Source organism: Paenibacillus sp. PAMC21692, assembly GCF_014303795.1.
Taxonomy (GTDB): Bacteria; Bacillota; Bacilli; order Paenibacillales; family Paenibacillaceae; genus Pristimantibacillus; species Pristimantibacillus agaridevorans.
The window spans coordinates 7386269-7402294 of the sequence record NZ_CP060293.1; the positions used below are offsets into that span (position 1 = coordinate 7386269).

The window sequence follows — 16026 nt, forward strand, 5'->3', positions numbered from 1 at the left end:
TAAAGGGAAAAGTGCCCTATATTCCAAGATATTTTAGGCTCCGCACGTGATAGGCCATGGATTAGATGGAGAAATTCCCCTTATTGTCTCAGTACCAGCTTCTGACGCCAGAATAGAGGGACTTTTTCCCTTTAATTCGCTTCGGCTATAACTCCGCTGCGCTCAACTTTCCCATCACCCCGCAGTTTACTACCCCATCATTGCAACCTTGCCGGTCTGCGGCAAGATGTTGCTGCCGAGCTCAGTCCGTGGACATTCGGTTGAAAGTAGGTCCGGGAATGCGGGGAATGCGGGGATTGCGCGAGCAAATAAGGGCACAAAAACCAGCTAATACTTGTCAAGCATTTAGTATTGGAGTGGGGCAGTTTAATTGGTATACTGATTTCTAGGCACGACAAATAACCTTCATTGGCGTGAAGGTTATGGGTAAATTTGGTTTTTAGTTTCTGTAGGGCTGCTTTTTACTAAGGATGGCGTACACGTGATGGAGAAGCTTGTTGGCGCAAGCGATCACGACCACCTTGTATGGCTTGCCCTCTTTTCTTTTCTTGTCGTAATATTCTCTAATCCTCTTGTTGGTGCTTCCCCGGATCCCGCATTGCACAGCTAAATACAACGATCGGCGAAGTCTCTTTGAACCCCGCTTAGTAATTCGTGAACTTGTGGCGGTAAATTTCCCGGAACTAAAGATTCCAGGGTCTAATCCCGCATACGCCACAAGCTGTTTAGCGCCTTCAAATTGTCCTACATCTCCAACTTCCGCAACAATTGCTGCAGCTAATTTATCCCCGATCCCAGGTATGCTTTTCACCAGTTCTACCTCAGGTAAATCAAATGCGAGTTCATTCATCTGTTTCTCAAGATCACTTAATTGCTCCGTGAACGAAAGCAACAAGGAAACCATACCACTTAAGGCTACGGTCTGAGATTGGCTTCTAGGCTGTGCTCTCCAATCTAACAAGATCTCTCGAAGTCGTCTTGCTTTCTCATCAACCCAACGTCTCGAACGGGATTTTCCAGCGCATGCCTGAATAGTTTCAACAAGATCCCCATCATCGCCCTCTAAACAACGCTCCAACACGCTTAGCGACGTGACAGAGAACAGGGCATAAAAGATCTCCTCATAAGCCGGAAAGACCTGTTCGAGCAATGCTCTCGCGTTTAACTTCGCTTGGACGAACATTCCCGTCACAAACTCATGCTGCCTGGTCACATGCTGCAGCTCTGTAAACGTTTCGTCCCATGTACGATGCGGTAAAACGTCCCCGCGGTAGTACATATCGGCTAGATGCCAAGCATCCGCAGCATCTGTTTTTACCTTCCTAAGTTGAGTTCCTTTCGCACGCTTAGACTGTAACGGATTAACGATGAAATGCGTCCATCCACTACGTTCGAGATAAGCTACAAGCCCCCGATGATAATGTCCTGTCGCTTCAAGAATAACTACAGGGGCAATTGCCATCCTCGCCTGTAACTCCGCTAAGAGCTCCCCTAGCCGCTCGAATCCGCTATCCCCGTGAGAGATGCTCTCCAACTTCCCGTACGGTTCGTTCCTCCTTGTAAAAGCTTGTACTACGCTAGATCCTTTCGCTACATCCACACCTACGACTGGCTGCATAACAACCTCCCTAATAAAATTGCCGGCACTCCCACGATGGTTCCAAACCCATAGCTTCGCTTGTGATGCGAGGTCGTTGCCTCTACCAGCTCAAACATGGTCATTGGGGGTAGTGGGAGAACAGTTTTTGTGACGGGGTCTGACCCCTAAAAGACGCACGTTCTCCCGGCTACCGCCATCGTATACCGACCATAAAAAAAGGCCAACCAGTAATAACTGGCTAACCTGATAATACGAAAAGACGTCCGGCTTGCCAAGGCCAAGAGCCTCGACAAACCGAACGCCAGGGAAACGCGCCACCGTTATTCGTTTTCGTTTTTAAAGAAATTCGGCAGATAGGCGCGATTCGCTTCCAGCATCTCTTCCAGCAACGCCTTCGCAACCGTCACGCTCGGCACCAGCGGATGATGGACGAGCGCCTGCAGGGCGATGCCTCGATCGCCTGTAATCGCCGCTTGGATCGTGAGCGACTCGTACGTCTTGACCGCATGAAGCAATCCCGTCACATGTTCCGGAATGGTGCGCAGCGGTATCGGCGTCGGACCTTGCGCCGTCACGACGCAGTTGACCTCGATGCTGGCATCCTGCGGCAAAAACGGTATGATGTTGCCGTTCTTCACGTTCAGCGTCTGGATGTCGCGCTTGTCCGTATACAACGAATGCATCAGGTTTACGGCCGCTTCGGAATAATAAGCCCCGCCGCGCTGCTCCAACTGCTTCGGCTTCTCCTTCAGATGGACGTCCTTGTACAATTCGAACAGCTCCGTTTCGACGCGGCTTACGATGTCGGCGCGCGTGCCGTCCTTTTCCATCGACGCCGTCATGTCCGCCAGCATCTTGTCCGTCATGTAGAAGTAACGCAGATAATACGTCGGGATGGCGCCGAGCGAGCTCAGGAAGTCCGCATCCCAATCCAGCGCGGTCACGTTGGAGGCCGTATACTCCCGGCCTTTGCCGATCAGCTCCGGCAGCTTGTCTTCGCCGTTTACGTACGCCGCGGTTACCCAATGCAGATGATTAATGCCTACAAATTCCGGCAGCACCTCGCGTTCGGTCACGCCGTATTCCTTGGCCAGGAACTTATAGAAGTTGATCGGCGAATTGCAGAGACCCACCGACTTGACCTTCGTATGTTTCAGCACGGCTTCCGTTACGATGCCTGCCGGATTGGTGAAGTTGAGCAGCCAGGCGTTGGGAGCGAGCTCCTCGATATCCTTGCAGATGTCGAGAATGACCGGAACGGTGCGCAGCGCCTTGAACATGCCCCCGGGCCCCGTCGTCTCTTGGCCGATGACGCCGTGACTGATGGGAATATGCTCGTCGCGGCGGCGCGCCTCGAGCAGGCCGACCCGCATCTGAGTCGTCACGAAATCCGCGCCTTTGATCGCTTCTCGGCGGTCCAGCGTCAGATGAACCTCGATCGGCAAGCCGGATTGTTCCACCATCCGTTTGGCCAGCGCGCCGACGATGTCGAGCTTATGTTTGCCTTGTTCGATGTCGACGAGCCACAGCTCGCGAATCGGCATTTCGTCGTACCGTTTAATAAATCCTTCGACAATCTCCGGCGTATATGAGGAACCTCCGCCGATCACGGCGACTTTGAGCGGTTGTTTGTTCATTGCAATACCCTCCTATAAAGTGATTTTTCGTAATCTTGCGTCCATCTCCACGTCTATCGACAATCCCGCGCTGTCCATCGCGCTCATAACCGCGCCGATCACGGGGTCGATCGTAAGCTTGACGACGGAAGCACCCGGCGCCTCGGCGCGGATGGCCTCCCGGATGGCGTCGACCATATGCGGCGAGCTGCCTCGCATCATGACGCTGCCCGTCAGCACGACGTCGAACGTATCGTTCTGCATGCCCAGCCTGCGAATAAGCGCCAGCACGGCATTGGCATGCTCGCGGCCCGTTTCCTCCAGAATGCGGATCGCCACGTCGTCTCCTCCGGCTGCCGCCTCGAATACGAGTCTCGCCAGCCCGGCCGGCGGACGCAAGCCCTTGTAGAGCGCGTCGTCGTACATCGCCTCCACGGACGGATAACCAAGCTTGGCCGGGACGGTCTCCGACAGCACGGACGGTTTCTCGCGCCCTTCCCAAGACCGGATCGCCGTGCGGAACGCATGAATCCCGAGATCGGTGCCGGACCCTTGACCGTCCCCGAACATATAGCCGAAGCCGCCATATTGCAGCTCGTCTCCCGCAACGTTGCGTGCTGCAGCGTTAAAGCCCGTTCCGCTGATGATCACTGCTCCGTAGGACTGATGCGTGCCCGCGCGCATGCCGATCATCGTGTCGCAGGCGATTGCGTACCGCTCATAACCGAGCGAAGCGATCATCGGCCGAAGAATTTCGTAATCCGGTTCTCTGTCGGCTCCGGCCAGCCCGAAGTACGCGAACGTCACTTCCCGCTTCGATACTCCCGCTTCGGCCAGCGCCGCGTCGCAAGCCTCCTCGATATGGGTTCTTGCCTCTTGGAACGCCGTCTGATGGTTGCCGTTGCCGCTATGTCCGCGACCCAGCGCCTCGCCCCGTTCGTTTACCAGCAGGGCATGCGTTTTTGTTCCTCCCGCATCTATGCCTAAGTATAGGATAACCTTCACGCTCCTCGTTCATGGGGTATTGGTAGAGATTACTCCTGTATTAGCTCCACTTTAATAAAAAAAACACCGTCCCTCTACGCTAAAGGAACGATGTTCTGATATGATCTTACTGTTTTTGCTCGAAATCGGGATATTTAATCAAGCCCTCAGCTCGGAGGGCAGCTTGCCGATATGGCTCTTGAACAAACGGTTGAAGTTCGACAGATTGCGGAATCCGCATTCCGCCGCAATATCGATCATTTTGAGCTCCGTCGTCTCGATCAGATCGACCGCCCGCGACAGCCTGAGCTGGATCAGGTAGTCCATTGGCGAAGTGCCGACGATGCTTACGAACAAGGCGCTGAACCGCGACGGGCTGAGATGGGCCAGCTTCGCGAGCTCGCCAAGCGTCCAGCCCTGCGCTATATCGCCTTCCATGGCGCGCAGCACCCGGCGGATTGTCTCCGTCCCTCTGGCAAGGCCTGTCTTTACCCTGGATTTGTTGACAAAATATCGGTTTGCGTAAGCTAGAAACCTTACGAGCTGCGACCTTACAACGGCCTCGAAGTGAGGCTCTTTGCGGCCGTATTCGTCCTTCATCTCCTCCAGCAGCTCTCTCAGTCTGGGCAGCTCCGGATTGCCCCGGTCAAGCACGTGATCGAACGTTCTGCCGGTTCCCCGAAACGGCAGCAGCAGCTCCGTATCATACCTCTGTTCCAGCGCGAGATAGGCCGGATCGAACATGATAACGCCAATCACTAGCCCGTCCGTATCGAATGCGCGATGCAGATCGCCCGAGTGGATGAGGACGATGTCGCCTTGCATCAACTCGTACCGGTTGCCGTTGATGAGGATGTAGCCGACGCCGCTCACAATGTGGTTGATTTCCAGCGCATCGTGCCAGTGAAGCCGCTGGAAAAGCGGGCTTACGCCCTCCGTTTGCGACACAAGCAACGGAAAGTCCTGCGGCATCTCGATCCGATCCCGGATGATCGGCGGATTCGGTTTCATCGTCCCTCTCCTCTCCTTCCTAATTCTTTATAGGAAAGTATAGCAGAGTCGTACGAAGCGTGTCGCCTGATCCGTGGGCGGCTGCACCATCATTTGGATCGCGCTGGCAGTCTTTGCTGTTGAGATCGCGCCCCGAGTCCATTACAATGGAAACAATACTTACTTAGTTAAAGAAAGGACTTTCTCCATGACCGAACAATCCAAATATCAAATCTTGTTGTATTATAAATTCGTTCCGGTGCCCGATGCGGAGCAGTTCGCTGCCGAGCATCTGGCCTACTGCAAGGAACTGAATGTGAAAGGCCGCATCCTGATCGCGGACGAAGGCATCAACGGGACGGTTTCCGGAACAGTCGAGCAGACCGAGCAGTATATGCGGGATATGCACGCCAATCCGCTGTTCGCCGATATGGTGTTCAAGGTTGACGAAGCAGAAGAACATGCCTTTCGCAAAATATTCGTCCGCTACAAGAAGGAGCTTGTAACGCTCCGTTACGAGAAGCCGCTTGATCCCAATACGCTCACAGGCACGCATCTGTCTCCCAAGGAGTTCCACGAATATTTGCAAAGAGAAGATGTTATCGTCTTGGACGGACGCAGCGACTATGAATACGATCTCGGACATTTCCGCGGAGCGATCCGGCCCGATCTCAAAACCTTCAAGGAATTCCCGGAATGGCTTCGCGAGAATATGGCGGATCTAAAAGACAAGCCGATTCTGACCTACTGCACCGGAGGCATCCGTTGCGAGAAGCTGACCGGCGTCATGCTGAGCGAGGGCTTCACGGACGTCTATCAGCTAGACGGCGGCATCGTCACTTACGGCAAGGACGAAGAGGTAAAGGGCAGACTGTTCGACGGCAAGTGTTACGTGTTCGACGAGCGAATCTCCGTTCCCATTAACCGCACGGACGAAAGCATCGTGGTCGGCAAGTGTTACCATTGCGGAACTCCTGCCGAGACGTACATCAACTGCGCCGACGATACCTGCCACCGCCAGCACATCGTATGCCCGGACTGCGAAACATCGCACAATGGCTTCTGTTCCGCGGAGTGCGAGGACAATGTTAAAATCGGTTAGTGTATATAGACATGCAAAAAACTCTCTTCCATTGCCAATGGAAGAGAGTTTTTTTGCAAATGCGCTTCAATTCGCTTCTTTTAAATTACGTTCAGCCGGCGTCATTACCCGTATGGCTCCTGCACGTTCATTCCACGTTATGTATTGTTTCTCCTCCAGAGCCCGAATAGCCGTTGCAATTCGCAATTTCGATCGACCGGTCAATCGCGCCAACCGATCCATATCGATATGTGCCGCTTCGAACCGGTATAAAGCGTAAAACATCCGGAACAACTTACGCGCTGTCTCGTCCAACATTCCGAATCACCTCCACGTCCACAATACGTTTAAGGTAAAATAAACGGATAGACTGAGCTGAGTAACAGTACGCTTTCATTACATCCTTTACTATTGAAATAACCCGTATGTTCCGAATTGAAACGTTGCCGTTCCGGTCATTATATATGAGCTGAACGGTCTTGCCGACGTATCCTTCCATAGAGCCCACCTCATCGAGTATTTGATAGTACGTTCATTATACACGAACACTTGTTCCTGTTTCAAGTCGCAAAAATAAAATCCGCTAACGCAAATAAACCTCCTTCGTTCTTTCGGGTCGAACCGAAATCGAAGGAGGTTACATGGACTCATTCGTTTATTTTGCCGATTGCTCCTTTAATCTTACAACGATAGCCGCAGCTTCTGCGCGGGTAACGATACCGGCTGGCTTAAACAGCCCTGCTCCCGTGCCTTCCATCAACCCGCTGGCTGCAACTCGGGCTACATACGATTGCGCCCACAAAGGTATTTGCTCCGCATCGCGAAACTGGCTAAGCCCTGCATCGCCTCCAACATGATCCGTTCCGGCTATGACACGCGCCAGCACTGCGGCCAGCTCAACCCGTGTCATGCCTTTCTCCGGACGGAAGCTGCCGTCGTCGTACCCCGCAATCCAGCCTGCTTCCACAACAGACGTTACTGCATCAGCGGCCCATTTACCGATCGTTTCTTTATCAGTGAAACTTTGGGCTTGCCCAGTGCCAGCTTGCGGCGTCAGAGTCCGTGCCAACATCACGATCAGTTCCTGACGGGTCACAGCCTGATCGGGACGATAAGTTTGATCGGCATAACCCGTAACAATACCCGCTTGCACTGCCTTTTCAATCCAGGATTGCCCCCAGTGGCCGGCGATATCGTTCAGTTCTTTCGTTGGCTGCGGGCCGGCCGCCTCATCCTTCGAAACCATGACAGCATAAATCCCCAGTTGATCAACCTCGGCAATAAAGCTGTCGCCGTCCACTTTGCTCTCTACTTTAATCCACGTTTTTTGTTTAACATCATAACGCATAAGAGTTGGTTTTTGCTCTTCCCCTGATTTGCCTGCATCGAATGCGATGCGAAGGATAACTTTCTTTTTGAATGCGCCTGCCGGATCCTGACTTAACTCGAATACCGGACTAAGCAGGTTTTCTGCTTGCAAATCCTGCAGCTTTTGCTCTTCCAGCTTGGCAATTGCAAACTGCCTGCTCGTATCTGTAGCTCCGGCCGGGATTGTCAGCTTAATTTGCCGGCCAAGGCTGACCTCCCCAGCCCCTCCGGCTGGCAAGAATAACTGTCCCGAAGTAGATTCCGTCGCTCCCGGATAGACAGGCGGATTCACGACTGGCGATGCCGCTATTGTAATGGTCGCAATCGCCGTGTTCGAGTAACGATTGCCATCGTGAACCCGGAATGTAAACGAGTCTTCTCCAGTTGCGTGACCATGCGGCGTATACACGAATTCCCCTGTCGCCTCATTACGGAGTTGCACCGTCCCCAGCTTACCGTTTGCAACAATTTCATACCTTAAATCCGACATGCCCTCAGCTTGCAAAGTACCTTCTAATTGTTGATCTGCAGCTCCTGCTTTAAGATTAAGGGTAAAGCTGCTGTTATGGGCAATCGGCGCCGCTTCCTCCCCCGTCAATGGCAGTTCCAGCAATACCGGTTCATGAGCGACTAGCAGCAGGGATTCGCCTTCCGAATGTGTCTCGCCGGTGATAAGATTTTTCCAATTGGTCACAGTCTCGCCGTTAACGACAACGCGCACTGTTTTATCGCTCCATTTGTAGTTCGTCGCATTGATCAGCAATTTGCCGTTATACTGGACGGAACGCCACTCCGCCTCGAATGCCAGCTCGTTGCTAGCGGTATCGATTAACTGCACATGAATTAGCCCCTGCTCCTCAAACTCGCCTGTCATGGCATTGCGCAAATCGAGCGATGAAGAAGCGGCAGGGAAAATTAGCGTCTCTTCATGCTGTAACAGAACATCGCGCTCCACAGTCGGCAATGGACGATCATACTCATCATAAGTTAATGATTGGTCACCGATAATGACGAGTTTGCCTCCATTGTCCACAAAGGGTTGCAAAGCATCGAAGGTACTTGCCTGCACATGTTTCGAATTTGGGATAAAGAGCATTTTGACGTTCGCAAGCGCCCCGCTCGCGATCTGATTCTCAGATACAAATCCGACCTTCAGACCGTTGTAACTAATTGCCTCATAAGCTTTATTGCTTGCGGCAGGATGGTCAACGTCATACATGACAGCCGGGATCGAATAGAGAATAGCCACCTCGGTTTTATCCTGTTGAAAAGCCGTTACCTGATCGGCAAGCCGGTTCAAATCAAGATGCGTCCGACCCACAGCTGCGATGACATCGGGACGATGCAAAATACTGCCTTTGAAATCGCTGTTTTGATCGTACGTTCTTTCCCAGACCCAGATCGTTGCCGCGCTCAGGCCATGAATGCCTCCTTGCCACAACACGGAACGCACATGCGGCGCAAACTCTGGAATATAGCGCTCCTCGCCGTCCACGATCATATGATGCTCTGAATTGAAGACAGGAGCCTGCTTCATCGAAGTCTGCAAATCATAAAATTTCAATTCGCTTGTAAAGTTTCTGGTTGGGCTGCCATAAATATTGTAGTTATCATTGCCATTAATTTGGGAGAGTTGGCTAAATTCCTCCGGATCTACTCCCCATGTCAAATTGCCAATCTCATCTAGTGCACGATTCATAATTTTTGCATGCAGAGGAATATCGGGCGCCATTTCATGGATGATATCCCCCATCCACTTATGCCAATCAGAAAACAATTTATTATTGAATTTCACATAATCATAGAATGCAGGTGTTCGGGTTACTCTGTCCGGCAGCGCCACATCGGAAAAGCTCGTATAGCTTGTGCGATGCAAGGCGTTAAGAGCTGCAATATCGCCCTCGTATTTCTCCTCCAAATAAGATTGCCATGCCGGCGTATTCGCTTCATCCATGTTGGAATGGTGAACGCTTTCATTAGATAGCGTAATACTATGCAACGATTTGTAATCCTTGACTAAAGGAATGACCAGCCGCAAATAGTCCTCCATCAATTGTCGCGCCCGCGGGTTGTCAATCGTGAATTTGATCCCTAAACTGTTGCTGCGAAGCTCAGGCCACTTCTCCAAAGCCCATGCCGGAAAATAATGCGGCGACAGCAGAAGCGTAACCGCAACATCGTTTTCCTCGGCTGCTTTCAGAGGTTCAATAACGTTTTTTTGAATAGGAACAATATCCCCAACATAATCGTCGTTGCCTAACTCAACGAATTTATTGGCATCAAAACTTCCATTGACCACCAGATTCTCGCCGGATCCATTTTTGACATACATGCGCACATCGTCAATCCATAGATTTTGGGTCACATTTTCTGAAGCAATCATCAATCGAAACTTGCGATCATTTTGCCCGCTCTTATACTCATAAGTGAACTCCTGCCAATCAAAGGTGCCTTGCGGGAACGAGGAGCGATGTACCCAACCCGGACCTCCCGGAAACCATGCATTGTTCACCTCTTCTCCTTTGGCCCACACTTTGATTTCATAGGTCGTGTCCGGTTCAATATTTACTTCCTGCCAAACATTTATATATTTCCCAGGGCTTTTAGGCGTCTGATTGCTAATGCGAAGCGACCCGCCGCTATCGCCATGACCGATCACCAAATCACGTACTGCTTGAGCGGATACGCTTGATTTATCGATATTCCAATCCGTAAAGTTTTCCTTGGGCTTAATCACCGAGTTAGGTCCAATCTCTATTTGGATCGCATTAGCCCCGTATTCCTTAAATAAAGGAATATCTTTTTTCGCCTGTGCGAAATGGCCATATCCCGTGAACAACACGGGTTTACGCACAATTTCATCACTTATCGAGGAACGAGTGTCTGCAATAAAAGCCGTTTTGTCGATATCAATAGAACCTGTGACATATCGATTCACCGCAAACGGTATCTTCTCTCCGCTTATATACGCTTGCACATTGCCGGCAGCCTCCTCATACAGCTTCTCAAGCTCTTTAATTACATAGGAAGCCCGATCATAATATTGCCGATCAATATCCTCTAGTCCATAAGCAATAAACTGATCGATAATCGTATAATTTACCCGCTCATAATCAACGGCAAGCCCGGCTGTTTCAGCCGTCGTCAACAATGCTGCGAGCGCCGGCAACTTTAAACGCAATTGCTCAAATTCCACTGCCAGATCCTGCGGATTGGCCAACACATTAATCGCGAACTGATCCTGCTTTACCAGATTGCCTGCTAGTGACTGTGCAGATACAGAGAGTGTGTAACTGCCCAGCTCCCTCATAGTAAGCGGAAGCTCCTTTTTCCACACTTTTCCGCCCGGTATCACTACCTCATAGTTTTGAAGCCCTAATATTTCAGAGGTAACGGCCAGTGTAATGGTTTCCTCGCCAAAGTTAGGAATTGCTAGATCGTATTGTTGATTGAAACCAGCAGCGAACTCAGTAGGTCCATCCAGTACGACTGTCCATGTTTCGTCTTCCTGGAGCAGCAGCAATTCAGCCATATCCTTCGGGTTTTTCCCTCTGCCGATCGCTCCCGTCCATTCAATCCAGCCCCTTCTGGCGTTACCATCATTATCATTGATGAGCAAAGTCATCGATACTTTGCTGTCGGGTTTATCTGCCAAAATGGCCTCCCAGGGCAGCTTGGCTTCATAATTTGTCGTGGTACCGTTTCTGCTGACATGATATTCCACCGCCTCCTTGGGCAGCTTTGCCTCTCCATCACTCCATCTCCAAATTTGCTTTCGCCCGTCGTTAAGTACGTTGAAGCCATACTCGGGCCCATACAACTCTGTATCAGGCGTAAACGCAAGTTGCAAACTGTCCCCTAGCCACATGTCGCCGTCTGCCACTCCGTGATGGATGTTATCTTCAACCTTGATCGCAATGTACAATGCATCATCGTCGTAAGCAAACTTGGCCTCTGCCGACAAATCCTCCGGGCCTTTCCAATCCGACATCAATACTTGCCGTTCTTTATCACCAGGCAATAAAATACCGGTGGACGAATGCCATTTGTCCCAGTTGCCGTCAACTTCCAGCGGCGCCGTTTTTCCAATCGGGACCTTCCGTCCTTTTCCGGCGGCTGCTATGTAAGCTTCAAAATCCAGCAACTCCTCTCCTTCCGCTTCAGCAGCAATCGTATAGTTGAACGCAATCGGCTCTATTTCCCCTCCATCACTTGTTCGCGCGTAAGCTTTAATCCGAACCGCCTTATCAATCATTATGGGCTGTTCGTACGCTTTCGCCGTCGCAGAATGATATGGATCGCTTCCGTCAGTCGTATAATAAATGGTTGCTTCCTGTCCTTCTGCAGCCAAGGAAAGCTTCGTCCCTCTCTTTACTTCTCCTGAGGGAGGATTGGCTGAAAGTACAATCGACTTGCCCTCGAAACTTCCATTTCGAATCAGATTGCCGTCGGTTCCCTGCTTAACCATTCTCACTTCATCTACCCATAAATTCGTGGTCCGCCCCTCCAGCAAAATCATAAAGTCAAAGGAGGTTTGGTTTGATCCGGTTTTATAATTGATGCTGAATTCCTTCCAGTCGTATGTTCCTGTCAAGTTGCTCCGAAGCGCCCAGCCTGGTCCCCCGCCAAACCAGGCTCTCCCTACGGAGTCCCCCTTCGCCCACAGGCTGATGGAGTAGTTTGTATCTGCTTCCACAGGAATGCTTTGTTTGGCAAAATAATATTTATTCGGCACACTATCCGCGTTAAACTCGAACTGCAACGCATATTTGCCTTGATGAACGTCAGGCTCGCCGACCAGCTCATAACTGCCGGCGGACACTCCTTCAAACTTCCAGTAGTCGACTTTCTCCGGTGCGCTGTCCGCAGCAAACACTCTAACGTGGGACAGGTTCGTTGCTAGCAACGATACAATCAAACTTACTGCAAGTATCCATCTTCTAAACTTTACTCGAGTCATCTTATCCCTCTTTTCGATTCAATTACGGATCGGTCACAGCTTTTGGTTAAGCGCTTTCACTTTTCGGCATCTAACACATTTCTCTTTCTGCTGCTCCGGCAAGAACATTCGTATTGCCGGAGTAAACCAACAGCAGAACACTTACTATTAGACATTTGGTTTGTTATAGAGTCGTTCACCCTTTAACAGCCGAGCTGGAGAATCCTTGAATAATATACTTCTGGCCCAGAAAGAAGACGATGAGCAGCGGTACGACGCCTGCGGTGGCGGCGGCCATCATCATGTTGTAGTCCACGCCCGCTTCCAGCATAAAGTTCTGCATGCCAAGCGGCACCGTGAACAGCCTTTTGTCCAACAGGAAAATCAGGGCGTTCTCATAATCGTTCCATGTCCATGTGAAATCAATAATGGCGAAGGTCGCCAGGACCGGTTTGGAAAGCGGCAGAAACAACTGAAAGAAAATCCGGAAATGGCCCGCGCCGTCAATAAAAGCCGCTTCCGATATTTCATGGGGAATGCTCATAAAAAACTGCCGGATCATGAAGACGCCAAATACCGTAAACAAGCCCGGGAGAATGAGAGCCCAATGGGTGTTGTAAATATTCATCCAATCAAACATAATAAATTTCGGGACGAACAGCACTTGCTGCGGAATCATCATCAGACATAAATAGAGGAGAAAAACGGCGTCCCTGCCCTTGAACGGAATGCGGCTGAAGCCGTATGCGGCGAAAGCGGCCAGCAAAGGCGCTCCAATCATCAGAACAAGGGAGATTTTCAAGGAGTTTAAATAAAACATCGCAAATCCGTCTCCGGTCGTCCAGACCTTGATGTGATTGGTCCAGACCGGGTCGGTCGGAATCCACTGAATCGGATAAGTAAACACGTCGATTGCTTTCTTGAAGGAAGTGCTGATCATCCAGATCATGGGCGACAGCAGCAGCAGGCTGGCTAGCGCCATCAAGATCGTGTTAAAGGTTTTGGTCGATTGTTCTCTGACTTTTCTGATTTTTCTGTCTTTAATAGCATCCATGTTGCGAATTCCCCTCCGTTAGTAATGGACCCACTTTTTCTGGCCTGCCCACTGAATCAATGTAATAAACAAGATAATCAGGAACATGGTCCATGAGACGGCTGACGCATACCCCATTTCGTAGAAGCTGAACGCTTTCTTATAAGCGAAAATGGAGAAAACCGTCGTACTATTGGCAGGGCCTCCCTGAGTGATGGCGTAGATCATGCCAAAACCTTTGATGGAGCCGATAAAGCCGGTAATCGTCAGAAATAACGTCGTCGGACTGACCAAAGGAAAAATGATCTGGCGCAGCAGTTGCCCGAAAGTCGCTCCGTCTATCCTCGCGGCCTCCAGCTGCTCCGAAGACAACTCCTGCAGCGCAGCCAAATAAATAATCATGTTGTACCCGATGCCGCCTGCGGTCATCATGACCAGCACCGCATACATCGCCGTATCCGGCGAAGCGAACCACAGCGGCGGATCGGATATGCCCACGGAACGCAGGAACGCGTTAATCGGGCCGTTTGTTGGCTGGAACAGCACCATCCAGACGAAGGCAATGGCAATTCCGCTCGTGAAATACGGAGCGAAGAAAAAGGCCCGCAGCGTCTTCTGAAAGTAAGTCCTGTTGTTAAGCATGACCGCGATCACAAAACCGAGCATGATTGAAATCGGTACGGGGATCAACACCAACAGGGTGTTTTTGACCGATACAGCAAAGAGATCGTCTCTCACCATCATCCTGAAATTATCCAATCCGATAAAACGCGGGGGTTGCCCGCTAGCAAATACCCAATCCGTAAACATCAAGTAAAAGGAGAACAGGGCCGGAATGAGCATAAACACCGTCATTCCGATTAGATTGGGAGCAATGAATACATAACCAATCAGCCTCTGCCGCTTCATCCAGTTCACGATCGGTCACCGCCTTTCTCTATAAGTTGGAAGAAACGCAGGCCTCTAGTCCGCGCTTCTCCCGAGCATTTCCGCTATTGCGATGACGTTTTCAAATTTCCGTTATGGACCCGCGCCAATTCCTTGGCGCCTTCCTCCGGAGTCAGCTTTCGGGAAAATACATTGTCGTAGATGGCCTGCTGTTCGCTTCCCGTCTTCCGATCCAGACGGCTTAAGCCCAGCGGAAGGTCTCCGAACATAACCCGCTTGATCGAATCCAAATCATAGGTATCCTCTACGCCTTTAAACATGAGAGCTACAGCCTCATCGACAGGGAAATCCTTGGATGCAGGCACTCTTCCGCCAGCCGCCATCGGCAGCATGCCGCTATCCGCGTACCATTTGATAAACTTCTGCGCGGCTTCCGGATGTTTGGTACGGGGATTGATCGAGATCACGTCGCCCAGACCGCCGGCGTTAATGTAATCGGATTGATCCTTGTTCACTCTGGGAGCCGGCGCTGCCGCCACCTTGAACGTCCGTGGATATTCCGCCATATTGTTCGTCGTGCGGAAAACCTGGTTTGTGGAAAACAGCATGGCCGTTTCGCCTTTTACAAACATCTGGTCCAATGCGGGCTTGGACGTTATCTGCTCGGTATGAGGCATCAAACTTTTGTCCGTGAACATCATGTCCGTATACACTTGCAGCGTTTTGACCGTCAGCGGATTATCGAAAGCCGAGGTGCCGTCCGGGTTGGTCAAGGTCAGGCTCTTTTTCAGCATGGAACCGTTGATAGGCACATTGAAGTAGTAATCGCTTTGCGCCAATCCCCAAACATTGTCATCCTTCAGCTTGGCTGCATATTCCCGAAACTCGTCCAGTCCCCATTCCGTTGGGACAGGCAGTCCTTTGGCGTCGAGCATATCTTTGTTAAGCCAGACTAAGGACGGCCCTTTCGAGGTAGGTACGCCGTAATATTTGTCGTCCACCTTCCACAAAGCGGCTCCTTCGCCCATTTTTTCTTCCACGCCGAAATCGGTGAAACCGCCTACATCAAGCGCGTTGCCCGCTTTGACCCGCTTCTCGTAGAGGCTGTAATCATAGCTGACATACATGTCCACGGGCTGACTCGAAACAAGCGCCGTATCCAGCTTCAGATTGCCGGCTTCGTCATTGACGAACCGCACATACTCCACTTGAATATCCGGATTTTCTTTGTTCCAGTTGTCGACGACTGTCTGAGGCCCGTTCTCCACCGGTACAGCTCCCCAGAAGGTGAGCTTGATTGGATCAGCGTTGGCCGTCGCGCCGGGTTTGGCGCTCGGGGATGATGCCGGCCCCTCCGTTCCGCCGTTTCCATTCCCGTTTCCGCTGCAGCCGGCAAGCATGAGAGACGCCACTACGGACCATGCCACGCCTGCGGTCAACCACTTTCTGTTTTTCATTGTTCTTGCAACCTCCCTAATGAGATGTTTGTTACATCCCAACTATATCAATTGGCTCCCGGGCCAATAA

General features: G+C 51.2%; 10 protein-coding genes. 1 reads left to right on the forward strand and 9 read right to left on the reverse strand.

Annotation, left to right across the window (positions count from 1 at the left end):
- Window positions 1–439 precede the first annotated feature (439 nt).
- The 4 genes from H7F31_RS29570 to H7F31_RS29585 form a co-directional block, all read right to left on the reverse strand.
- Entirely contained in the window at window positions 440–1618 is a 1179-nt protein-coding gene (locus H7F31_RS29570) for an IS110 family RNA-guided transposase (RefSeq protein ID WP_187101738.1), read from the reverse strand.
- 302 nt (window positions 1619–1920) lie between these two features.
- Entirely contained in the window at window positions 1921–3237 is a 1317-nt protein-coding gene (locus H7F31_RS29575; RefSeq protein ID WP_187101739.1) for a 6-phospho-beta-glucosidase, read from the reverse strand.
- A 12-nt stretch (window positions 3238–3249) separates the two neighbouring features.
- The gene (locus H7F31_RS29580; protein ID WP_187101740.1) at window positions 3250–4221 is read right to left on the reverse strand and encodes an N-acetylglucosamine kinase; all 972 of its coding nucleotides are present in this window, start codon (window positions 4219–4221) and stop codon (window positions 3250–3252) included.
- 138 nt (window positions 4222–4359) lie between these two features.
- Window positions 4360–5211, reverse strand: a complete 852-nt coding sequence (locus H7F31_RS29585) for an AraC family transcriptional regulator (protein ID WP_187101741.1) — start codon at window positions 5209–5211, stop codon at window positions 4360–4362.
- Between the two features lie 187 nt (window positions 5212–5398).
- On the opposite strand from H7F31_RS29585, the gene H7F31_RS29590 reads away from it, so the two are divergent.
- Window positions 5399–6292 (forward strand): oxygen-dependent tRNA uridine(34) hydroxylase TrhO, encoded by an 894-nt coding sequence (locus H7F31_RS29590; RefSeq protein WP_187101742.1) that lies wholly within the window; start codon window positions 5399–5401, stop codon window positions 6290–6292.
- A gap of 66 nt (window positions 6293–6358) precedes the next feature.
- Here the strand turns inward: H7F31_RS29590 and H7F31_RS29595 are convergent, their stop codons facing one another.
- The 5 genes from H7F31_RS29595 to H7F31_RS29615 form a co-directional block, all read right to left on the reverse strand.
- Entirely contained in the window at window positions 6359–6589 is a 231-nt protein-coding gene (locus H7F31_RS29595; protein ID WP_187101743.1) for a hypothetical protein, read from the reverse strand.
- Between the two features lie 337 nt (window positions 6590–6926).
- Window positions 6927–12599 (reverse strand): S-layer homology domain-containing protein, encoded by a 5673-nt coding sequence (locus H7F31_RS29600; protein WP_187101744.1) that lies wholly within the window; start codon window positions 12597–12599, stop codon window positions 6927–6929.
- A gap of 175 nt (window positions 12600–12774) precedes the next feature.
- Window positions 12775–13632, reverse strand: a complete 858-nt coding sequence (locus H7F31_RS29605) for a carbohydrate ABC transporter permease (protein WP_187101745.1) — start codon at window positions 13630–13632, stop codon at window positions 12775–12777.
- Between the two features lie 18 nt (window positions 13633–13650).
- Window positions 13651–14520 carry a carbohydrate ABC transporter permease gene (locus H7F31_RS29610; RefSeq protein WP_187105602.1) on the reverse strand — a complete coding sequence of 290 codons (870 nt, stop codon included), beginning with the start codon at window positions 14518–14520 and terminating at the stop codon, window positions 13651–13653.
- A gap of 83 nt (window positions 14521–14603) precedes the next feature.
- Complete coding sequence (locus H7F31_RS29615) at window positions 14604–15956, reverse strand: ABC transporter substrate-binding protein (protein WP_187101746.1); 1353 nt, start codon at window positions 15954–15956, stop codon at window positions 14604–14606.
- Between the last annotated feature and the right edge of the window lie 70 nt (window positions 15957–16026).